An 18,933-nucleotide genomic window follows, 5' to 3' on the forward strand; every position below is an offset into this window, starting at 1 on the left:
CCCGGCAGGTCCTTACGGCGGCGACCGCAACGAGGGCACGTCGAATGGCTAGAACCGCAGAACCTGCTCCTCCGCCTGCCGATCCCCGCCCAGGGCAGTGGGCGCGCCGGTGGATGCGCCGATTACTGTGGCTCATCCCCCTGCTGGTGGGGATTACCGGGGCCGCTGTCGCGGCGACCAACGAGAACATCCCAGGCTGGGGACGCTGGACCCTGGCCGGTATCGCCCTTGCCGGCGCCGCCGTCCTCGGCATCGCCGTTCTCATCGGGCCGGCTGCCCGCCGCCTGGCAGGTGAACAACACCCGCTCACCCAGGCCGAACGCGGCGAGATGACCGCCACAGAACGCGTGGAGGCCGTCAATTCCGCCCGCCACACTCTGATTCAGGCCGCCACGGGGCTGGTCGTCATCGGCGGTGTTGTCTTCACCGCACAGGGCCTGTGGTACACAGCGCAGTCCCTCGACGCCTCCCTGCAGGCCCAGCGGACCGCCGAGCAGGGGCAGATCACCGACCGGTACACCAAGGCTGCGGAACAACTCGGCTCCAGCAAGAGAGCAGTTCGTCTGGGCGGGCTGTACGCCCTGGAACGGCTCGCGCAAGACTCCCCGCGCGACCACCAGGCCGTTTACGACGTGCTTGCCGCGTTCGTTCGCGAGTACGACCCGAAGTCCAACATCGACGACGATGGTCGGCCTCTGGCGCTCACCGCTGACGTGCAAGCAGCCTTGACCGTCATTGGCCGCCGAGACGTTGCCCGAGATACGCATGCTCCCAGCTTCCTCCGAATCCGTACCCCTCTCGCCGGCCTGTTCCGAGCGAACCTGGACGGCGCGGACCTGCGCAGCGCGCAACTGTTGTACGCGGACCTGCGCAGCGCGAAACTGCGAAACGCAAACGCGGTTAACGCAAAAGTGCGGGACGCAATCCTGACCGACGCAGACCTGACCGACGCGGACCTGGCCTTAGCGGACCTGACTCGCGCGGTCCTGACTCGCGCGGTCCTGACCGACGCGGACCTGACCAGCGCGGTCCTGCGCGGCGCGATCCTGACGGGCGCCGACCTGACGGGCGCCGACCTGACGGGCGCCGACCTGAGGGGCGCCGACCTGACGGGCGTACGGGGAATCACAGAGGACGAAATACGAAAAGTGGCCCGGATTGATCAGACCACGACATTCTGATTGCATCTGGGCGCCAAGGGCCTGATCGGCATGCCAGCGACGCTGCGTCGTACTCGGATCTCCGGTCGGCGAACCACGTCCTCTCATCGCACGAATCGGAGCGATGAGCCGTGAGCTCACGCCCTCCATTGGCGGAAGCGCTCTTGCTTGCGTCTACGCATGGCCAGAGTCGCGTGTGAGCGCTTCCGAGCGCGTTTCCCACACGACGGGTCGCGACGCTCCTCGAAGCGCTCAGGATGCTCTGAGACGCGCGTTTCCCAACGTCAAAGGGTCGTTTTGCAAACGAAACGAACTTGTGCCAAGATGATCTCAGCAAAACACAACTTGACCTGCGGAAACGCGGCGGAAAAGAAGCGGCGGCACACCGCCCCTCACCGACACCGTCCCGGCACCACTCACGCAAGCGGAAAGGCAAGCATGACCATCACCACACCCCAGGCGGCGGCCGAACTCCCCACCACCGCCCAGATCGCCGAGACCATGCTCAACGTCCTCCGCCACCTCGGCACGGCTCAGGACCGGCGCATCTCGCCTGACCAGTACGACCGCGTCGCCGACCAGCTCATCGAAAGCCTCGCCTCCCTGCTGCAAGAGATCGACTGGCCGCGCGGCATGACTCTCGAAGCGATCCACCACGCCATGACCCACGGCACCACGCTGCGCCAGGCAATGTACGCCTGCCAGACCGGCTGACCCACCCCTGCGGCCCCGGCGCCCACCCACCGCCGGCCTGCTACAACCAACCCAACCCGGCCGTTGTCGCAAGCGCTAAGGCTTGCGACACGGCATAGCCCTAAGGAGAACCGGCCATGGCACCGAAGCCCACCCTTGAGCAGACCGACGCGATCGAAACCTTCATCCCCGGCGACAAAAACATGGTCGTCCTGGCCGGGGCTGGCTGCGGCAAGACCACCCTGCTCAAGATGGCGGCGCGCGCCGTCCCGAAGCGCAAGGGCCTGTACATCGCGTACAACAAGGCCATCCAGGTCGAGGCGCAGAAGTCGTTCCCCGACTCCGTCACCTGCAAGACCTCGCACGGCCTGGCGTTCGGTGCCGTCGGTCGCAAGTACGCCCACCGGCTGAAGGGGGCGCGCGTGAAGTCCGAGGACGTGGCCCGCCTGCTGAAGATCAACAGCCCGATCTACACGCCGAACGCGATCATCCCCCCGGTCCACGTCGCCCGGATCGTCATGGCCACCGTCACCGCGTTCACCCGCAGCGCCCGAACCAACATCCTCGCCCAGCCGGTCCCAGCCATTCCCGGCTTCACCGACCCCGAGACGAGGGCGACGCTCGCCGCCGAGATCCCGCACCTCGCGCAGAAGGCGTGGGACGACATCTGCGACCCCCGCGGGCAGCTGCCCTTCTCGCACGACTGCTACCTCAAGATGTGGTGCCTGTCCGAGCCGCAGCTCCGCTACGACTACGTGCTGTTGGACGAGGCGCAGGACAGCAACCCGCCCGTCGCGAAGGTGGTCGAGCAGCAGCGGCACTCCCAGCTCGTGCTCGTCGGCGACGACTCCCAGTCCATCTACGGATGGCGCGGCGCAGACAACGCCATGGCCGGGTTCAACGGCGTCCGCAAGACTCTGAGCCAGTCGTTCCGTTTCGGCGAGGCGGTTGCCGAGGAGGCAAACGTGTGGCTCGAACTCCTGGACGCCCCACTGCGGCTGCGCGGCTTCGACCAGATCAGCTCTCGCATCACCGAAGTAGCCGAGCCGGACGCCATCCTCTGCCGCACCAACGGCGCGGCCATGGCCCAGGTCATGGGACAGCTGCAGGCCGGCCGCCGCGTGTCCCTCGTCGGCGGCGGCGACCAGATCCGCAAGCTGGCCGAGGCGGCGATCCAGCTCAAGGGCGGGCGCGGCTGCTCCCACCCCGAGCTATTCGCCTTCAAGACGTGGGGAGAGCTGCAGGACTACGTCGAGGAAGACGAGGGGGCCGACCTGCGGCCGCTCGTCAACCTGATCGACGCGCATGGCCCCGACGTCGTGCTCGACACCGTGTCGAAGCTCGCCCATCCCGACTACGCCGACGTAGAGGTGTCCACCGCACACAAGGCCAAGGGCCGCGAATGGCACCGTGTTCTGGTAGACGACTTCCCCGAGCCGAAGCCCACCTCTGACGGCAAGCCCGGCCGCATCTCCCGCCCGGACGCCATGCTCGCCTACGTCACCGTGACCCGCGCACAGTACGAGCTCGACAACACCGGCCTGGCATGGATTCACGAGTACGTGTAAACCTCCGCGCCTGACGCAAGCACTTCCGCATGCGTCACGCGCGCCATCCCCTCTCGACAAGGAGACCCCGTGGCGAAACTCGCCGACATCGTGCGCATGAGGACGTACGGCAAAGGCCGGTACGAGGCCGAGATCCCCGGCTTCGGCCGGTTCGAGGCCGAACGCCCCCGCCGCCGCCACCGAGGCCGCGGTGTCCGCCTTCCAGCTGTTCCACCTCATGGACGACCACATGAAGGTCGAGTACATCCCGTGCAACGACGGGATCACCATGTTCCACTGCTGGGCCACGCCGCACGGCTGGGCGTGGCAGATCGTCAAGCTCGCCGAGGGCGGGCGCAAGGCGAGCCTCGGAATCGAGTCGCGCGACGGTGCGACGAAGACGTGGGAGCAGTTCCTCGACCGGATGCGCGACTGGGCGGCCGACTACGACGGCACCAACTCCGCGCCCGCAGCCACCTCCTGACCATGCCCCTGGCCGACCGGCGTCCGCCGGCCGCGGCCAACCCTCCAACCCGAAAGGGACCGACATGTCCAACGCGGACCGCCGCCACATCACGATCATCCTGGACCGCTCCGGCAGCATGCAGGGCGTCAAGGCCGACACCGAAGGGGGTCTGCGGGCGTTCCTCGCCGAGCAGGCCGCCAACCCGGGCGAGACGTTCGTGTCGCTCTACCACTTCGGCAGCGACTACGAGGCGGTGTACGAGTTCCGCCCCCTGGCCGACGTTCCCGACTACGAACTGCACCCGCGTGGCATGACTCGTCTGCTCGACGCCATCGGCAAGACCCTCACCAGCATGGTCACCCAGTTCGACGCCATGCCCGAGGGCGACGTGCCCGGCAGCGTCTCCGTCGTCATCCTCACGGACGGCGAGGAGAACGACTCCAAGGAGTGGCGCTCCCGCCGCCAGATCCGCCACCTGATCGAGGGCCTGCAGAACAAGGGCTGGACGTTCATCTTCCTCGGCGCGGACCAGGACGCATTCGCTGCGGCCCGGGACGTCGGCATAGGTGCCGACACGACGCTGTCGTACTCCTCCCACCGCACCAGCGAGACCATGACCCGCGCCGGGCGGCTGGTGTCGCGCGGCGGCGGCGGGTTCACCCAGGACGACCGCGACGCCACCCGCCACTAGCTCTGACGGGGCCGATCCATATTGGCCGCTGGCCCCACCCAGGGCCAGCGGCCATCACGCAAGCACAACCGCTATCGAGGAAGGCCAACCAGCCCATGGGAAGCACCACCCGTAGGACCAGGCGGCGCCCCCGCGCCAACTTCACCCCTGAGCAGCGCGCCGAGTACGCCGCGCGGAAGCAAGCCGACAAGCAGGCCGCCATCGCGGCCCGGGAAAGCGCGGCGGCGCTCCTGGCCCAGAGGCCCGACCTGCTCGACCCCTTCCGGATCTACGCGAGCCGCGTCATGGGCCACCGCACCCTCGGCAACGCCCTCGGCATGATGGCTCAGCGCCCCGACGCCATCCGTGTCAACTCGGCGTTCTTCTGGGCGCGGGAGGGGCGGGCGGTCCGGTCCGAGGCGCAGCCGATGTGCGTCCTGGCGCGCCGCAAGGGCAACAAGATCGTCGAAAGCGAGAACCCGGACACCGGGGAGACCGAGGAGACCGTCGAAGGCAAGTGGTCCGGCTGGACCGCCGAGCGGGTGTTCGACGTCCGCGACACCGTCCCGGCGAAGAAGCCGTGCGAGCACTGCGGCACCGAGCCGGGCGGGACCTGCCCTGGCTCGTGCGCGGTGTACGTGCCGGTGGTCGGCCCGGTCCCGACGCGGGAGGAAGTCGCCGAACTGCTCGACGAGATCCTCCGCGACGAGGGCGGTTTCGACCTCGACTTCCTCGAGGCGGCGGCCGACGGAGCGGAGGACCTGGACGACGAGGCCGACGAGTGACCCGCCCGCCGAACCCGGCCACGAAGACCGGCCGAGCCCAGATCGCGAAGCAGTCCCGCCGTCACGGCTACTTCCACAACCGGGACACCTTCACGATCGCCGTGAACTGCCCCCTGTGCAGCGAGCGAGTAAGCGGCGACCAACCCGGCTACGGCGAGAGCGTTACCAAGGCGCTCGACGCCCTCATGAACACCCACCTCCTGCACAACTGCCCGAAGGGACCGCAGCAGCCATGAGCACCACCACGGACATCACTCTGGAGAAGCGGTACGTCCTGGCCGGGATGCCCGGCTGGGGCGAGCACGACCACCTCATCCGCACGCAGGGCCTGGCCGTCGTCAACGCCCCGCGGCCCGTCGCCGGTGACCTCACCTGGGTGGGCGAGCTCGGCTACGGCCGCTACTACGCGGCCGGGAAGCTGGAGCAGATGGCCGAGGGCTGGCGTGCGGACGATGCTGTCCTCCTGGTCGAGGTCACGCCGCAGGCCATCGTGCGGCGCGTCAAGGCGTACGTCGACAGCTACGGCTCCAGCCTCGACAAGCTGGCCGCGACGTACGAGGGCGCGGTCGGCGACGTCGCCCACGAGATGGGCCTGCCGTGGGACGACGCCTGGTTGCAGGTGCCGTTCCTCCCGGCCCCCATAGGTGTCAAGGCCGTCAGCGGCCTCCCGGTGTGCGAGCACAACGTCACGGCGCAGGCGTGGATTCTGCAGGTCGCCCGGCCTGGCACCCCGCTGCCGGAAGACGTGGAGATCGGCATCGTCGGCAAGGACGATCCCGAGTCCCTCCTGCGGCTGAACGCCCGCGCCGCCGCCATCGAGGGCAAGGCGGATCACTACCAGCTCTCGTGCCTGCACAAGGACCTGTGCCGCACCGCGGACGACCCGATCGGGGGAAGCCTGCGATGAGTGAGGCCACGCTCGGGCTCACGTGCGACGCTGCGCCGACCGTGTTCCTCCGCATGTCCCTGGCCTGCCCCTACAGCAGCTGCGGGGGCGACTCGATCGTGGAGACGACCACGGACGGCGACGAGAACCCCGTCTACATCGCCCACGACCACGTGATCAGCGCATCCACTGCTCTGGACGAGCGCACCGCCGGCCACGAGGGCTTCAAGTGCTCCGACTGTGACCGGCCGGTGTCTCTGCCGCCTGGCTGGACCTTCCAGCGGTCTTAGCCCGGCCGCTCACCCGCCCGTGGGGCGGCGGCCACCCACCGCCGCCCCCGCCCAACCAACCCACGGAGATCCTGATGGCCAAGCGGCGCGTACGCCCCACGTCCAAGGAACAGTTCCAGCTCGACCTCTTCGCGATGGAGATCGGCGAGCCCTCGATCCCCACCCTGCCCCCGCCGGCAACCGACAAGACCATCAACCTGTCTGGCCTCGCTGCGGCTGCCGCAGCCACGTCCCAGCCCGAACCTGAACACGCGCCCGCGCCGACGGCAGCGCCGACTAGCAGGCCACGCCTGAGAAGAACTCCTCCTGTCGCCCCGGAGCGGCTGGCCGAGCGCGTCGCGCAGGCGTGGCACAGCCACTATGGCGGCAGCGACCTCGACATTCCGCTCGGTGTCGTCGCTGCGCTCACCCTCGTGCGGCAACGCGACCCGGAGGGGCCGTCGTTGGAACAGCAGTTGCTCGCCCTCGATCCGGACGAACTTCTCGGCGCGCTGCGGGAGATCTGGGCCGTCGCCTGGATCGCCCAGCCGTACCTGATGGAGGTGGCGGCGCCGCTCCGCTGGTGGCTCAATCAAGAGAAGGACCCATACAAGGAGGTCGTCAAGGCCGCGCACGCAGTGGCGCAGGCCGCCATCAAGGCTGGCCTGCTAACCATCACCGGTGACCCAGACCCGATGTGGCGATCCCAGGCCGACGTGCTGAGCCCCCTGCTGACGGAACTGCGGTCCAAGGGCAGCCGCGACGCGCTCGGCGAGTTCCACACCCCAGCGTCGGTCTCCGACGCGATGGCCTCGATGCTGCTGCAGCCCGGCAGTATCAAGCCGGGAATGCGGATCTGCGAGCCCGCCGCCGGCACTGGCGGCATGGTCCGCGCCGCTGCTCTCAGGCTGCGCGAGCTCGACTTCAACCCTCGTGACTTCTACTGGGTGATGGGCGAGCTGAACTCGACCGCCGCGGCGTGCGCAGCCGTCAACTCGGTCGTGTGGGACCTCGGTCCGAACGTGCTTATCCACGTCGGCGACACCCTCGCCGTGGGCGACATCGAACGGGTGGCGTTCGAGCACCGCAAGGCCGTGTTGGAACACCACCAGCAGCTCATGGATGTCGCCGCGTTCGCAGCCGCCGTGCAGCAGGCCCAAGACCTGCTCAACAAGGTGACCTCGGCCGCTTGACCTTCATGCAAGCGGAACAGCTAGCGCTATCTTCGAAGGAGCTTCCTATGACCTGGAACAGTGGGCCCTGCATCGACCCCGTCCCCGAGGCGATCGTCGCAGCGCTCGACGCAATCAACGCCCAGGTGGGTTGGCCCCGTGGGCGCCCGGACCCATGCGTGGGGCACATGGTCAGCGACTACCGGCCCATCGACGGCATCGACGTCTCCATCGGCAGCGAGTCCGTAGAGGTCTCCGTCGCAGGGGTGAAGGTCGGTACCGGGAAGCGGTGGGGCGGCTTCGGCAACGCCTCCATCAGCTGCCTCCTTCCGCACGACCCCGACTCGCTCGCCTACCCGTGGGTCACCGCCCTGCACCAGGGCGGCGCGATCAACGCCTTCCAAAGCCATCTGCTGAGCAGCCACGGAACCCACCGCTACAGCTGCAGCTCCCTGTCGCCCCGCGACCGGTGGTGCCGCATCTGCCGAGGCGACACGACCTCGTGACCACCAACCCCCGACGACCTCGAAGGACCCTCTCATGGCTGACGACCCGAACCGGATGCTGACCGTCACCCTGACCAGCGACGTCTGGGACCACCTCTGCGACCGGCTCGGCGACTACGCCGATCAGGCCGAGGAACGCCCGTGGCTGGGCGACTGCCTGGACTGCGACAAGGCCGACCCCGGCATGTGCCCTCAACACCAGCAGGCGGCCGAGTACGGCGCGCAGGTCCGCAGTTGGCGCGACCAGATCGTTGACCAGCTCGCCGACCAGCTCGCGACGACGGCCGACCTGGTGCGGCGGACGGGGCTGCCGCTGGACACCGAACTCGGCCACCTGCCGATGTCCTTCGCGCTCCGGAACCTGCTGGGGCGGGAAGGCATCTTCACCCTCGGCGACCTGGCCCCCTACAGCGACGACGCCCTGAACGGGATCAGGCAGTTCGGCCCGGCAAGGCTCCGCGAGCTTCGGGCCGTGCTGAGCAGGGCGGCCGAGAACTCCTGATGGCACCGCCGCTCTACCTTGCCCCGCCGTCGACCCGGTCAATCCGGGCAGAGATCGCTGCTGGCCGGCTGGGCGCGATCCTCAACCCGGCCAGCGGCAACCAGCTGCCCGCGAAGGGGCTGTTCGGCGTGGACAACGCGGTGTTCAGCGGCAAGTACCCCTCCGACGTGGACTACCTCCGGTTCCTGGAGCGGTTCATGGACGACGCCGACAGGTGCCTGTTCGTGACCGCGCCCGATGTGGTGGGCAACGCGTTCGCCACCGTGGCGCGGTCACGGCGGATGCTGACGGAGATCCGCCTCATGGGGTTCCCTGCCGCTCTCGTCGCGCGGGACTACATGGAGGTCTGTCCCCTGTGGGATTGGGACGACTTCGACTGCCTGTTCATCGGCGGGTCGACGGAGTGGAAGCTGTCACCCGCTGCGGAGAACCTCGGCAGGGTCGCGAACTCGCTTGGCATCTGGACTCACGTCGGCCGGGTCAACTCCCTGACGCGCTACCGCTCCGTCGACTGGGCCCGCTCCGTCGACGGCACCTACCTGCAACGCGCAGGTCCCGACCAGGCGCTGCCGACCATCCTCCGCTGGCACGACGCACTCCGCGACGACGACCCGCCCAGCCTGTTCGACCCACCTGCGGACGACCTCGACCCGTGGGACGGCGGATACGACCCCGCGTCATGGCGTAAGCCCGCACCTCAGAAGCGGCGACCCACGCCGCGCCCCAAGCCCGATCAACTCACCCTGCTGTGAAGGGGACCACCATGGACAACACCCTGTTCGACCCGCCGCCGGCCACCGACACGGCCGCGGCCGCGCGAGGCTGGACGACGGTCACCCGGCAGAAGGTGACGGTGACTGTCGAAGACGAGTTCGCCGCCGCCGAGCCCATCGTCCGGCCGGGTCAGCGCGACTTCTTCCCCCGCAACGCCATCTACCGGTGGGTGTGGACGCCCGAGGGCGGCTGGACGCTCAACCTATACGAGCTGAACGGACCCAACAGGAAGGCGAACGGCGAGGTCGGCCTGATGACCGTGACCGAACGGCGTCACGGAGCCGCCCCGGAGTCGTGGGCGCACCTACCTGACTGGCTGTACCTGGCCATGGTCGCCTCCAAGCCCGACTGGGAGCCGCCCGCAGCCACGCTGCAGCCCGACGAGGGCGCGGTCGAAGCCGTCATGGCAGCGGCCGACGAGCCCCGCGTACGCGCCGACGACGACTTGGAGAGGGGGCGGCCATGGTGAGCCCCGCCGCCACGGCCGCAGCCGCCAGCCGCCACCGGCGAGCCGCGCGGAAGGAACAAACTGCGGAACTACTGGACCTCGGCGTCACCAACCCAGCTGAGATCGCGAGCCGTACCGGCGTCCATACGCGCACCATCCAGCGTTACCTACGGGAGCTGCAGGGCAACGTCGACCGGCGAGGGATCGTGTACCCGGAGGTCAAGCCGCTCGTGCTGGCCCACCTGCGCAAGTACCCGCATCTACGGATCACCTCGTGCTCTCTCGCTAGAGCCCTCAAGATCCCGGACACGTTGCGCGGCCGCGTCAACAACTCGCTGCGGAGCCTCGAACGCGACGGCCTCGTGCGGCATGAGATCTGCACTCGCAAGGATGGCGACTATGGCAGTGCCGTGAAGGTGACCCTGTGGTCGCTCGCCGAGCAGGGGCAGCCCGATGGACAGTGAGCCGCGCGGCGCGGCCTCGCGCGAGGCCGCCAAGCAGCAGACCCCGGCCGGGCAGCAGCGCGGCATGTGGGGCATCTACTTCGGGCAGCCGGGCGCGCGCGACCAAGGCGCCTTCGTCTCCACCGCGCCCGAGCACCGGCCGACCCTCCTGGCCCGCGTGGTCGACGAACCGTCCTGGCACCAGCTGTACCGGGGCGCGTGCCTCGGCTGCGACTGGGAGGGCGAGACGCGACCTCGGTACGGCGACGCCGTCGAGGACGCGCACGATCACGCGTGGCCCAGGTGGCGGAACCTGCCCGCGGTGAAGCTGCCGAAGTCGAATTACGAGAGATGGTTGACCGAGATCAAGCGGGCGTACCCGCCCGGCTGGCTGGAGGCCGGCGGCCCGATCGTCACCGTCCGCACCGACTCCCGGTTCTCCCGCCACCAGCCCGGCAAAGCGCCGGGCGGCGGCTACGACCTGGCCGCCACGTACTACCAGGCGAAGAAGCAGCGGAACAATTCACCCCAAGAGACCCTTGATCTGGAATTCCCCTCCGGGGGTGCCGAGTGACTGCATGGATCTGGCTGTACGAGCGCGGGGTGTCGCCGTACGCCGAGGGCGTGACCTCCTACCGGTATGACGTGCGCACCGTGGCGCACGCTCGGGAACTGGCGGCCGCGCTCCACCCGGACGCGCCGCCGCTGGACGCGCTGGTCGTCGTCGACTGCGAGTACGGCGAGTGCGGGCGGCGGCTCCTGATCTCGGACTCTCAGGCTGACAGCATCGAGCGCGGCCGGGAGGTGGCGGCGGGAAACTGGCTGCGAGGCGGCTGGTATCAAGGGCTGTACCGTGGCCGCCTCGCGGATATCTGTCAGTGGCATTACGAGGTGGACCCGGGGACGAACAGGTCGTACAAGGTGGGCACGCTCGCGGCGAAGAAGCGGGAGGCCGAGATGGCGCCGGTCGGCGGCGACCAGCTCGACCTGTTTGGGGGTGTGCTGTGACGCGAGCCCCGGCGCGGACCCGCGGGGCGGGGCGGTATTTGCGGTTGTCAGGTGCCGGGGGTGTGCCGGTAGAGCGGGATGCCATGCTTGAGCAGCCATGCCCTGAGGGCGGTCTCGACCATGTCCTGGGGGCCAGTGCCAGTGCTCAGGCAGGCGACGGTAAGCCGGTCGTCCGTTTGGTGGGTGATCCGCGGACCGATGGGCACGTCGTCGACCTCTTCCTTGGACCGGCGGGTGCGCCTCTTGATACTGCGTTCCCGCTTGGGGCGGGTACCGTCCGGGCTAAGGGGAGGTTTGGCGTCAGCGGGGATGCCGAGGAAGTCGAGGTAGTCGACGAGCGCGGCTTCGACGATGCCGGAGATGCCGAGGCCGGTTTCCTCGTTGGCGTGGCTGAGGCGTTCGTTGGTGTGGTAGCTGATGCGCACGGCGAGCGTGGGTTTGTCCTTGCGCTTTTTGGTGCGCATGCGAGATGCCGCTTGCTGTTCCGCTTGCTTGACCAGTGCCTTGCGGGCGGCGGCTGCTTGGGTTGAGCGGGCCATGGGCGGCGGCATCTCCTTGGCGGGCGGGCGTGCTGTCGTTCACTACCTTTCCGTGCTTCGGTTCTTTCTGCAAGTGACGTTGCTTGCGTCTCGGCGGCCAAGGGGGCGGCGAGCGCCACCAGGGAACGCCCGTGGCGTGACACTGAGAGCGTGCGCACGCGACGCTCAGAGCCAGCGTGAACGTTGTGGATCATGGTTTGCGGGCCACTGATCGTTCCGCGCGTCGCTGCCGCTCAGGGAGCGTTTCAGCACGCTCTAAGGGTCGTTGCGAAAACGAAACGAACGTGCAAGAATGGCGCAAGATCCAAACGAAAGCGAGCGTGAGCCAACCCAACTCACGCAAGCAAAAACGCATGCACCAACCAACCCAGGAAGGCAGGCCGTGACCCCCACCGCCTCGGAGAAGACGCTCGACCGTATCCGCAAGGCCCTCGCCGTCGCGGAACACCCCAACACCGGCCCGGAAGAAGCCGAGACCTATCGCGAGCGCGCCTACAACCTCATGGCCAAGTACGGCGTCGAACGCGCGCACCTCGCCGCCGCCGGACAGATCACCGACGAACTCACCAGCTGGGCCCTCGTCGTCGACGGGCCCCACCAGCCCGAACGTATCCAGCTCCTCGCTGCCGTCACCAACGCCAAGACGTGCCGCGTCCTGTCGTGGAAGGTCGCCGACGCCACCTACCTCATGGTGTCCGGCTACCAGAGCGACATCGACGCCGTGCAGATGCTCTACGTCTCCCTGGCCCTGCAGATGACGAAGGAAGTCAAGAACGTCACCGCTGCCAGGCGGGTAGCCGCCGCCCGCAAAAGCTTCATGCTCGGCTTCGCCTCCCGCGTCGGCGAGAAGCTGCGCGAGGCGAACAAGGCCGCCACCGCCGAAGCCCCCACCAGCAGTATGGGTACCTCCACCGCGCTCGTCCTCCGCGACAGGCAGGCCGCCGTGGACAGCTACTTCAATCGGCAGGCCCCGAACACGCGCTCCCGCAAGGGCCCGAAGATCGGAGACGCGCACGCCTTCCTCGCTGGACGCGAGGCGGGCGACCGCGCTGACATCGGCGGCGGCCGTCGCCTCGACTCCACCGGCCAGCGCGGCATCAGCTCCTAACCCCGCCAGCGGCGGGCGCCACCCAGCGCCCGCCACCCGTTCCAACCCAGCCCCGAAGGAGATAACCGTGGAGAACACGGAATCGACCTGCACCGACTGCGGCGGTCCCATCCGCAACCTGGCCGCAGACGGCCGCCCCGACGTGTGGCAGCACACCACCGACACGGACCGCCGCTGCTACATGCCGACCCCGCCGTACCAAGTCGAGGAGGCCCTTCCTCGCGAAACGCGCAGGATCCGCATCCGGTTCGAGGAGCTGGTCACCTACGACGCGGAGATAGAGCTCGAGGTCCATGCCGGAGTGACTCCGCAGGAGCTGTCCTCCTACCTCACCGACCACGAAGACTTGTGGCTGGAAGAGATGGAGAAGCACGAGTACGGCTCCAGCGACCGGGTTGTGCTCGACGAGCACTCGTTCTTCGCCGATGACGCCGGCTACCTCGCGAACCTGGCGGTCGGTATCGAGGAGTGCCCCAAGTCGATCCAGAGGTGGCTGACCATCACATGTCCGGTCTGCGGAGTCCAGCCCGCCGAGGACGACACCCGGCACCAGAACATCGGCTGGTTCGTCGGGATCGCCTGCAACGGCATGCGTGTCGTCAACCCTGAATGGATCAGCATGGACGGCACCCACTGGGAGGACTGGACCGAGGTCCAGACCACTGATGCAAGCGGAAATGCGGGCCTCTGATGGCGCGGATCGTCGTGAAGATAGAGCCGGTCGAGGTCGACGGCAAGCCCCGTCACCAGGCCGTCTGCTACACCGTCGGCTGCACGCTCGGCGTCGACGGCGGCCCGTGGGCCAGCCAGCTCAACTCGGTCAAGGCCGGCGCGGAGGAGCTGGCCCGCATCCACCGGAGCGACCACCGCAACGCCGACCGTAAGCCGATCAGCACCAGCTCGGCGGCGCCACCCGTGCGCGACACCCGGCGGCCCGACTGACCCCCAGGGTGGCCCGACCACGCGCCGGGCCGCCCGCCCCACCGCCTCGGAGAACCCAATGCGCCATGCAACCCTGACCCCGCCACACCGCACCGTGCCGATGGACTACGTCGACGGCGACACCAGCAACGTCGTCCGCGGCTTCCGGTACGACCTGGCCGCGCTGTGCCGGGAACACCACATCCCCCGCAAATACATCACCCCCTACGTCAGTCGGTGGAACCGCGGCTTCGTCATCCAGGGCACCGACTACATCACCGACCGCACGAGCGTCATCCTGTGGACCCGGCAAGGCCGCTGGCAGAAATTCCGCCTCAAGGCCGGCGCCGCCGAGTACCGCACGCTGATGGACCTGCGCGACTACTCCCAACTGCTGGAGGCGATCGAGGCGGACTACCCACCGGGGAGCCTCACGGCTGAGCTGACGGCGACGCTCACGCAGATCCTTCAGCTCTGGGTCGCCGCGAAGGAGCAGGGCCAGAACAGCCTTGACCTGCGGCCGGTCGACGAGATCGTGGCCGCCCGGCTCAACCCGTTCGTCAGGGCGTGGCTCGACAACAAGCGTGACTGGTGAAGTGCGTCGAGTGCGGCCAGAAGAACATCCCCTGGACCAGGCAGCACGTTTACGAACACAGCCTCTGTCAGCACCCCATCTGCATCTACTCCCAGCCCTGCCAGGACATCCATAGGCGGACCTGCGTGAGCTACTGCCGCGACGTCGGCCAGAAACCTGAACCCCACCCGCGCGACCTCGCCCGCCAGCCCGAGGAGAACGCCAAGCCGAAACAGCTCGACCTGTTCGCCGAGCTGTGACCCCATAGAAGGGAAACCCGTGAAGTACGTATATCTGGACACGGAGACGACCAGCCTCGACCCCGAATTCGGCTCCCTCTGGGAGGCCGCTGCGATCTTCCGCGACACCTACTTTCCCGACGCCGGAGACCAGGAGTTCTGGTGGCAGGTGAAGCCTGATCTCACCTACGCCGACCCCAAGGCATTGCAGATCGGCAAGTACTACGCCAGGAGCCAGGTCTGCGCCCTGCAGGTCGGCTTCGGCGTGCAACTGGTGTGCGGGTCGGAGTTCGCCGATGCCCCTGGGGGCCGGGTCATGAAGAACGTGACGGCGGGCGAGATTGCTCTCAGCCTCGCCCGGCTCCTCGACGGCGCGACGATCGTGGCGAACAACCCCCGCCATGATCGGGACTTCCTGCGCAAGTTCCTGCACGCTCATGGGCAGGCGTTCACGGCATCGCACCGGATGGAGGACGTCCGGGCCATGCTGACCGGCTACGTCTGCGGCCGTCTGTCCGCCTACGACGGCAAGGTGGACGAGGCGTTCGCGCCCGACGTCGCCCCGTACGTGCACGACTGGGTCGACGGCGCCACGGACGTGCTGGCCTGGGAGATCGTCGGCGTCCTCCAGAAGGAGGCCGACCGGCACACCGCGCTCGGCGACGCCCGCTGCGTGCGAGTTGTGCACGACGCCATCACGCAGGGAGTCCGCAGGTGACGCCCGCGAACACCTTCGTCTACTGGGGGCCTGGCGGCTACCTGGAATGGGCCGTCGACCCGGCCGCGAGGGTCGTGGTCGATGGCGGGCACTAGGTGATCGGCGGCAACACTGGCGGGTTCCGCGGCTTCGGCGGACGCCGTTTCGACATCGCGTTCTTCGACGGCCGGACGGCTACGACGCGCAACCTCTGGCACCAGGGAACCGTGCCGGCCGAGTGGAGGCACCGGTACCCGGACAACGCCCGCTTCGTACAACCCCAGGAAGGACTACAGGCATGAGCTACGGAGACGACTGCTCGGCCGCCCGCGATGCGCAGCGGGCCGCCGACGACGCGCGGCATGAGGTGGACATGCTGTCCCGCACCGTGGACTCCAACCGGTGGGCGTCGGAGAACCGCGACGGGGCCCTGGAGGGGCGCCTTCGCGAGTTGGCGTGCCAGATCGGCGACCTTCAGGGGACGATCCGCGAGCTGGAGCAGCGTCTGCAGGCGGTCGTGAGCCGATGAGCAACCGCCCGCGCGGGTGCATCACTCGCGATGAGATTGCCGAGGTGGCCGGCCTGCTGTGCGCCAGGTCGGGTGCCGCCGAGCGGGCCTACGTTCAGGCCACCACGATCAACGGCGAGTTCGAGAACCCGATCGCCCTGACCCGGGCGTGGGTCGAGGTCCGCGAGGTCCAGGAGCAGGCGCGGAAGGACGCCGCCCACTATGGCGACGACTGGCAGGACCACATGCCCTACCGGCCGGACCTGTTCGACGTCGATTACCACGACTACGATTTCGAGGCCGACAAGGGCCGGAAGACCTACACCTTCATCGAGGACTATGACGAGGCCGAGGACCGGCGCGTCGCCCTCGACATCATCCGGAGGTTCGCCCGCCGGTTCCCCCTCACCACCGCTGAAAGGAACTCTCTGTGAGCGTCGACCTGACCCATCTGGGTCTCACCGACGACCAGGTGCGCGAGCTGGTCAAGCTCGCTGCCGCGGCCTGCGCCGCCACGGCCTGGGACGAGTCGAACCCGCTGAACTGGGCTCTGGACTTCTTCGACCAGCCGGAGTCCCTCGTCGAGCTCGGCGTCGCCGTCTGGGACCGCATCGACGACAAGTACGGGGCGGTGTGATGGCCGCCACCACTACTCCCCAGCCGCCGAAGCTCAGCCCAAGACTCGAGGCGGCCTACGCGATGGTCGACGAGATGGCGAGGGCCGGCCTGTCCGCGACCATGAGCGAGCGCGACCGGCTCGCCCTGGCCGAGCGGCTGCTCGAAGCGGTGAACCGATCGGGCCTGCGTATCGTCGAGAAGCAGAAGCCCGAGCCCGAGCCCGAGCCGCCCACGGTCATCACGTCGAGCAGGCACGAACACCGCGCCCGCCCCCGCAGGTCACGGTTTGCCGTCCTTCGCCTCCTCCGGCAGGCGCGGATCGCCGGGAAGCCACTCCTCGTACTCCTCCGCGCGGGACACCCACGCCTTGGTGTCGTGCGAGTGGATGCCCTTCGGCTTCCGCAGGGCGATCGTGCGGGAGAACGCGCCGGGCATGGTGATGTCGCCGACGTTGTCCTCAATCCCCGTGATCGCGACCAAGCAGCGGATCGTCCCCACGGGATCGTCTGCTGCGGCGGCGATCGGCGAAACCGCCGCCGACTTGTGTTCGAGCTGCACGCTCACCTTGGGGCCCCCTCCCGGCGCACGAACCGGGGCAAAGTGCCCGAAGCTGGTGTTAACGTCGCCCGCCGAGAGCAAAGCGTTCTGGTGCGACTACTTAACGTGAACGGCAGCCGCCTCAACGAACGTCTGCACCGCTTGCCTAATGCCCTTCTGGCGCAAGTCGAGTTCTTCTGCGGATTCGACCTTGTACAGGCCCCTGGTGAGCTCAAGCGCTGTGCGCGCCAGGCCGATGACCTGCTCATCATCCGTTACCAACATGACCTTCGCTAGACCTTCGTAGGCCGCAACACGACTCGTGGTCTTGGCGGCCCGCGCTTCCTTGTAGGCGAGCGAATCGGACGTCCCCTCAGCGCGGGCTGCCCACTGGTCAGCGTTCTTGCGCCGTAAGTCGAACACCGCGCCGGCGTAGGTGCTGTAGACCGTCATGCGTTCCTGCCGTAGCCGCTCATCGCGAGCGAATCGCTCCGCACGGCGGCTGGCCCGACTCTGGAAGATGTAGGTCAGCGATGACCCGAGGAGAGTCCCCATTACTGCGATCAGAGAGGTGAGTACGCTCTGCATACAGCCAGTCGAGCATGGACTCCACAGCGGGGAAACCGTTCAGGCGCAACAGGCCGGAGCCCGCTGCGCCTGAACGCCGAATCAGGCGTAGGTGAACGCGGTCGCCTTCGTCACCGCCCCGGCGTCCGTGGGGCAGCTGCCAGGGAGGACGTACCGTAGTCCGATGATGCGAGCCGTATTGCTAGCAATAGCTGTACGGCTCGCTGCCCCTCTTGGACTTTGGAAGGACTGCGTTGCCCGAGACCACGAACCCGCTGTGCATCGGCCCTCGCTGCGGATGGGGTGAACCCCGCCAGGCAGCGAACGGGCGTCTCATCTGCGCGACCTGCACGACGAGGCTGCGCCGCGACCTGGACATCGCCCCGCTGCTCATGCGGTGGCTGGAGCAGTACAAGACGCCGGGCCAGGGCGGCGGGGACAAGGTGTCCGGATCGCAGGAAGCCGGCACGCCGCCGCGGCTCGATGTGCTGTCGATGCTGCATGAGGGGGCGACGCCGATCCACGGCGACGATGACGACCAGATCGGGCCGCCGTCGATCCCGTCGACGTTGAAGAACTGGGCGTGGCTGATCGCCGAGCACCGGGGCCTGATCTCCCCGCAGCGGGCCGACGTCGACGAGCTGTCGGCGTGGCTGCTGCGGCACCTGGACTGGGCGACCGGCCAACCGTGGATCGACGACATGATCGGCGAGGTGGGGGCGTTGCGCCGGTGGGCACATGGGCTCGCGCCGTGGGCTGTCCACGTGCAGGAACTCATCGGGCCGTGCCCGTCGTGCGGCCTGCGGGCGCTGATCCGGGTGGCGGGGGAGCGGTACATCGAATGCGACGCGCGTGAGGACGTGGGCGGGTGCGGCAGCTTGTGGACCTGGGAGGAGTACGAGGAGCACGTGGCCGAGCTGGTGGGGCGGCGCCGCCAATCTCGGAAGGTTGGTGCGAAAACGAAACGAGGCATGGCAGAATGATGTTCATGAAGAACCCGAACCCCGGGCGGCTCCCCCCGAAGGAGCAGAGGGCCGCTGCAGAGCAGGCCCTCCTGGAGGCGGCCCGCGCCTACTATGCGGCCATCGAGGAGCCGACCAGGAAGTTCAACGAAGCCCTCGCGGCCGCGGCGGGCCCGCCCGAAGGCGTGCCCGCCAGCGACAAGAAGTCCCTGGTGACGCGCCGCCGCATGGTGGAAATCACCAAAGAGGCCGATCCCCAGGGGGAGGGGTTCTCTCTCTACACCATCCTGAAGGTCGTGTCAGACCTCACGAGGCAGGACGAGTAGATTTCCCG

Annotated in this window: 30 protein-coding genes; 27 read left to right on the forward strand and 3 right to left on the reverse strand. The window is 68.3% G+C overall.

Features of this window, described 5'->3' with window-relative positions:
- The first annotated feature begins 113 nt into the window (after positions 1–113).
- From ABN273_RS50930 to ABN273_RS51010, 17 genes are all read left to right on the forward strand, one after another.
- A complete protein-coding gene (locus ABN273_RS50930; RefSeq protein WP_349456920.1) occupies positions 114–1,181 on the forward strand; it encodes a pentapeptide repeat-containing protein in 1,068 nt (355 codons plus the stop codon).
- A 417-nt stretch (positions 1,182–1,598) separates the two neighbouring features.
- Positions 1,599–1,874, forward strand: coding sequence for a hypothetical protein (locus ABN273_RS50935; RefSeq protein ID WP_349456921.1), 276 nt, complete (start codon positions 1,599–1,601; stop codon positions 1,872–1,874).
- 116 nt (positions 1,875–1,990) lie between these two features.
- Positions 1,991–3,421: a UvrD-helicase domain-containing protein gene (locus tag ABN273_RS50940; RefSeq protein WP_349456922.1), complete on the forward strand. Its 1,431-nt coding sequence runs from the start codon at positions 1,991–1,993 to the stop codon at positions 3,419–3,421.
- Positions 3,422–3,611: 190 nt separating this feature from the next.
- Positions 3,612–3,884, forward strand: a complete 273-nt coding sequence (locus tag ABN273_RS50945) for a hypothetical protein (RefSeq protein WP_349456923.1) — start codon at positions 3,612–3,614, stop codon at positions 3,882–3,884.
- Positions 3,885–3,948: 64 nt separating this feature from the next.
- Positions 3,949–4,557: a vWA domain-containing protein gene (locus ABN273_RS50950; RefSeq protein WP_349456924.1), complete on the forward strand. Its 609-nt coding sequence runs from the start codon at positions 3,949–3,951 to the stop codon at positions 4,555–4,557.
- Positions 4,558–4,652: 95 nt separating this feature from the next.
- Positions 4,653–5,321: a hypothetical protein gene (locus tag ABN273_RS50955; protein ID WP_349456925.1), complete on the forward strand. Its 669-nt coding sequence runs from the start codon at positions 4,653–4,655 to the stop codon at positions 5,319–5,321.
- Entirely contained in the window at positions 5,318–5,557 is a 240-nt protein-coding gene (locus ABN273_RS50960; RefSeq protein WP_349456926.1) for a hypothetical protein, read from the forward strand. The genes ABN273_RS50955 and ABN273_RS50960 overlap by 4 nt, the downstream gene beginning before the upstream one ends.
- Positions 5,554–6,228, forward strand: a complete 675-nt coding sequence (locus ABN273_RS50965) for a hypothetical protein (protein ID WP_349456927.1) — start codon at positions 5,554–5,556, stop codon at positions 6,226–6,228. The genes ABN273_RS50960 and ABN273_RS50965 overlap by 4 nt, the downstream gene beginning before the upstream one ends.
- Positions 6,225–6,497 (forward strand): hypothetical protein, encoded by a 273-nt coding sequence (locus tag ABN273_RS50970; protein WP_349456928.1) that lies wholly within the window; start codon positions 6,225–6,227, stop codon positions 6,495–6,497. The genes ABN273_RS50965 and ABN273_RS50970 overlap by 4 nt, the downstream gene beginning before the upstream one ends.
- Before the next feature lie 74 nt (positions 6,498–6,571).
- Positions 6,572–7,669, forward strand: coding sequence for an N-6 DNA methylase (locus ABN273_RS50975; protein ID WP_349456929.1), 1,098 nt, complete (start codon positions 6,572–6,574; stop codon positions 7,667–7,669).
- 47 nt (positions 7,670–7,716) lie between these two features.
- Positions 7,717–8,154, forward strand: a complete 438-nt coding sequence (locus ABN273_RS50980) for a hypothetical protein (RefSeq protein WP_349456930.1) — start codon at positions 7,717–7,719, stop codon at positions 8,152–8,154.
- A 34-nt stretch (positions 8,155–8,188) separates the two neighbouring features.
- Entirely contained in the window at positions 8,189–8,656 is a 468-nt protein-coding gene (locus ABN273_RS50985; protein ID WP_349456931.1) for a DNA-directed RNA polymerase subunit alpha C-terminal domain-containing protein, read from the forward strand.
- Entirely contained in the window at positions 8,656–9,408 is a 753-nt protein-coding gene (locus tag ABN273_RS50990) for a hypothetical protein (protein WP_349456933.1), read from the forward strand. The genes ABN273_RS50985 and ABN273_RS50990 overlap by 1 nt, the downstream gene beginning before the upstream one ends.
- A gap of 11 nt (positions 9,409–9,419) precedes the next feature.
- Entirely contained in the window at positions 9,420–9,899 is a 480-nt protein-coding gene (locus tag ABN273_RS50995) for a hypothetical protein (protein WP_349456934.1), read from the forward strand.
- The gene (locus ABN273_RS51000) at positions 9,893–10,342 is read left to right on the forward strand and encodes a hypothetical protein (protein ID WP_349456935.1); all 450 of its coding nucleotides are present in this window, start codon (positions 9,893–9,895) and stop codon (positions 10,340–10,342) included. Before ABN273_RS50995 ends, ABN273_RS51000 begins: the two co-directional genes overlap by 7 nt.
- The gene (locus ABN273_RS51005) at positions 10,332–10,895 is read left to right on the forward strand and encodes a DUF6349 family protein (protein WP_349456936.1); all 564 of its coding nucleotides are present in this window, start codon (positions 10,332–10,334) and stop codon (positions 10,893–10,895) included. Before ABN273_RS51000 ends, ABN273_RS51005 begins: the two co-directional genes overlap by 11 nt.
- Complete coding sequence (locus tag ABN273_RS51010) at positions 10,892–11,329, forward strand: hypothetical protein (RefSeq protein ID WP_349456937.1); 438 nt, start codon at positions 10,892–10,894, stop codon at positions 11,327–11,329. The genes ABN273_RS51005 and ABN273_RS51010 overlap by 4 nt, the downstream gene beginning before the upstream one ends.
- Before the next feature lie 47 nt (positions 11,330–11,376).
- On the opposite strand, the gene ABN273_RS51015 is transcribed toward ABN273_RS51010, so the two are convergent.
- Positions 11,377–11,868 (reverse strand): hypothetical protein, encoded by a 492-nt coding sequence (locus ABN273_RS51015; RefSeq protein WP_349456938.1) that lies wholly within the window; start codon positions 11,866–11,868, stop codon positions 11,377–11,379.
- A gap of 382 nt (positions 11,869–12,250) precedes the next feature.
- On the opposite strand from ABN273_RS51015, the gene ABN273_RS51020 reads away from it, so the two are divergent.
- From ABN273_RS51020 to ABN273_RS51055, 8 genes are all read left to right on the forward strand, one after another.
- Positions 12,251–12,976 carry a DUF2786 domain-containing protein gene (locus tag ABN273_RS51020; RefSeq protein ID WP_349456939.1) on the forward strand — a complete coding sequence of 242 codons (726 nt, stop codon included), beginning with the start codon at positions 12,251–12,253 and terminating at the stop codon, positions 12,974–12,976.
- Between the two features lie 67 nt (positions 12,977–13,043).
- Positions 13,044–13,667 carry a hypothetical protein gene (locus ABN273_RS51025; protein ID WP_349456940.1) on the forward strand — a complete coding sequence of 208 codons (624 nt, stop codon included), beginning with the start codon at positions 13,044–13,046 and terminating at the stop codon, positions 13,665–13,667.
- Positions 13,667–13,918: a hypothetical protein gene (locus ABN273_RS51030; RefSeq protein WP_349456941.1), complete on the forward strand. Its 252-nt coding sequence runs from the start codon at positions 13,667–13,669 to the stop codon at positions 13,916–13,918. The genes ABN273_RS51025 and ABN273_RS51030 overlap by 1 nt, the downstream gene beginning before the upstream one ends.
- Positions 13,919–13,976: 58 nt before the next feature.
- On the forward strand, positions 13,977–14,492 hold the full coding sequence (locus ABN273_RS51035) for a hypothetical protein (RefSeq protein WP_349456943.1): 516 nt from the start codon (positions 13,977–13,979) through the stop codon (positions 14,490–14,492).
- Positions 14,493–14,750: 258 nt separating this feature from the next.
- Positions 14,751–15,428, forward strand: a complete 678-nt coding sequence (locus ABN273_RS51040; protein ID WP_349456944.1) for a hypothetical protein — start codon at positions 14,751–14,753, stop codon at positions 15,426–15,428.
- A gap of 277 nt (positions 15,429–15,705) precedes the next feature.
- Complete coding sequence (locus ABN273_RS51045; protein WP_349456945.1) at positions 15,706–15,936, forward strand: hypothetical protein; 231 nt, start codon at positions 15,706–15,708, stop codon at positions 15,934–15,936.
- A complete protein-coding gene (locus tag ABN273_RS51050; RefSeq protein WP_349456946.1) occupies positions 15,933–16,349 on the forward strand; it encodes a hypothetical protein in 417 nt (138 codons plus the stop codon). Before ABN273_RS51045 ends, ABN273_RS51050 begins: the two co-directional genes overlap by 4 nt.
- The gene (locus ABN273_RS51055; RefSeq protein WP_349456947.1) at positions 16,346–16,552 is read left to right on the forward strand and encodes a hypothetical protein; all 207 of its coding nucleotides are present in this window, start codon (positions 16,346–16,348) and stop codon (positions 16,550–16,552) included. The genes ABN273_RS51050 and ABN273_RS51055 overlap by 4 nt, the downstream gene beginning before the upstream one ends.
- 260 nt (positions 16,553–16,812) lie before the next feature.
- On the opposite strand, the gene ABN273_RS51060 is transcribed toward ABN273_RS51055, so the two are convergent.
- Entirely contained in the window at positions 16,813–17,097 is a 285-nt protein-coding gene (locus ABN273_RS51060; protein WP_349456948.1) for an HK97 family phage prohead protease, read from the reverse strand.
- Positions 17,098–17,187: 90 nt separating this feature from the next.
- Positions 17,188–17,658 (reverse strand): plasmid transfer protein KilB, encoded by a 471-nt coding sequence (gene kilB, locus ABN273_RS51065; protein ID WP_349456949.1) that lies wholly within the window; start codon positions 17,656–17,658, stop codon positions 17,188–17,190.
- Between the two features lie 233 nt (positions 17,659–17,891).
- Here kilB and ABN273_RS51070 point away from each other — a divergent pair, with 233 nt between their 5' ends.
- Positions 17,892–18,620 (forward strand): hypothetical protein, encoded by a 729-nt coding sequence (locus ABN273_RS51070; RefSeq protein WP_349456950.1) that lies wholly within the window; start codon positions 17,892–17,894, stop codon positions 18,618–18,620.
- 5 nt (positions 18,621–18,625) lie between these two features.
- The gene (locus tag ABN273_RS51075; protein WP_349456951.1) at positions 18,626–18,925 is read left to right on the forward strand and encodes a hypothetical protein; all 300 of its coding nucleotides are present in this window, start codon (positions 18,626–18,628) and stop codon (positions 18,923–18,925) included.
- Positions 18,926–18,933: the final 8 nt, after the last annotated feature.

The sequence above is a fragment of the Nonomuraea sp. B19D2 genome (assembly GCF_040137845.1).
Taxonomy (GTDB): Bacteria; Actinomycetota; Actinomycetes; order Streptosporangiales; family Streptosporangiaceae; genus Nonomuraea.

Bases quoted from the DNA above. Each gene is read 5' to 3' on its own strand.
- ABN273_RS50930 (WP_349456920.1), top strand. From the start codon at position 114: ATGCGCCGATTACTGTGGCTCATCCCCCTGCTGGTGGGGATTACCGGG.
- ABN273_RS50935 (WP_349456921.1), top strand. From the start codon at position 1,599: ATGACCATCACCACACCCCAGGCGGCGGCCGAACTCCCCACCACCGCC.
- ABN273_RS50940 (WP_349456922.1), top strand. From the start codon at position 1,991: ATGGCACCGAAGCCCACCCTTGAGCAGACCGACGCGATCGAAACCTTC.
- ABN273_RS50950 (WP_349456924.1), top strand. From the start codon at position 3,949: ATGTCCAACGCGGACCGCCGCCACATCACGATCATCCTGGACCGCTCC.
- ABN273_RS50955 (WP_349456925.1), top strand. From the start codon at position 4,653: ATGGGAAGCACCACCCGTAGGACCAGGCGGCGCCCCCGCGCCAACTTC.
- ABN273_RS50965 (WP_349456927.1), top strand. From the start codon at position 5,554: ATGAGCACCACCACGGACATCACTCTGGAGAAGCGGTACGTCCTGGCC.
- ABN273_RS50970 (WP_349456928.1), top strand. From the start codon at position 6,225: ATGAGTGAGGCCACGCTCGGGCTCACGTGCGACGCTGCGCCGACCGTG.
- ABN273_RS50975 (WP_349456929.1), top strand. From the start codon at position 6,572: ATGGCCAAGCGGCGCGTACGCCCCACGTCCAAGGAACAGTTCCAGCTC.
- ABN273_RS50980 (WP_349456930.1), top strand. From the start codon at position 7,717: ATGACCTGGAACAGTGGGCCCTGCATCGACCCCGTCCCCGAGGCGATC.
- ABN273_RS50985 (WP_349456931.1), top strand. From the start codon at position 8,189: ATGGCTGACGACCCGAACCGGATGCTGACCGTCACCCTGACCAGCGAC.
- ABN273_RS50990 (WP_349456933.1), top strand. From the start codon at position 8,656: ATGGCACCGCCGCTCTACCTTGCCCCGCCGTCGACCCGGTCAATCCGG.
- ABN273_RS50995 (WP_349456934.1), top strand. From the start codon at position 9,420: ATGGACAACACCCTGTTCGACCCGCCGCCGGCCACCGACACGGCCGCG.
- ABN273_RS51000 (WP_349456935.1), top strand. From the start codon at position 9,893: ATGGTGAGCCCCGCCGCCACGGCCGCAGCCGCCAGCCGCCACCGGCGA.
- ABN273_RS51005 (WP_349456936.1), top strand. From the start codon at position 10,332: ATGGACAGTGAGCCGCGCGGCGCGGCCTCGCGCGAGGCCGCCAAGCAG.
- ABN273_RS51015 (WP_349456938.1), bottom strand. From the start codon at position 11,868: ATGGCCCGCTCAACCCAAGCAGCCGCCGCCCGCAAGGCACTGGTCAAG.
- ABN273_RS51030 (WP_349456941.1), top strand. From the start codon at position 13,667: ATGGCGCGGATCGTCGTGAAGATAGAGCCGGTCGAGGTCGACGGCAAG.
- ABN273_RS51035 (WP_349456943.1), top strand. From the start codon at position 13,977: ATGCGCCATGCAACCCTGACCCCGCCACACCGCACCGTGCCGATGGAC.
- ABN273_RS51045 (WP_349456945.1), top strand. From the start codon at position 15,706: ATGAGCTACGGAGACGACTGCTCGGCCGCCCGCGATGCGCAGCGGGCC.
- ABN273_RS51050 (WP_349456946.1), top strand. From the start codon at position 15,933: ATGAGCAACCGCCCGCGCGGGTGCATCACTCGCGATGAGATTGCCGAG.
- kilB (WP_349456949.1), bottom strand. From the start codon at position 17,658: ATGCAGAGCGTACTCACCTCTCTGATCGCAGTAATGGGGACTCTCCTC.
- ABN273_RS51075 (WP_349456951.1), top strand. From the start codon at position 18,626: ATGAAGAACCCGAACCCCGGGCGGCTCCCCCCGAAGGAGCAGAGGGCC.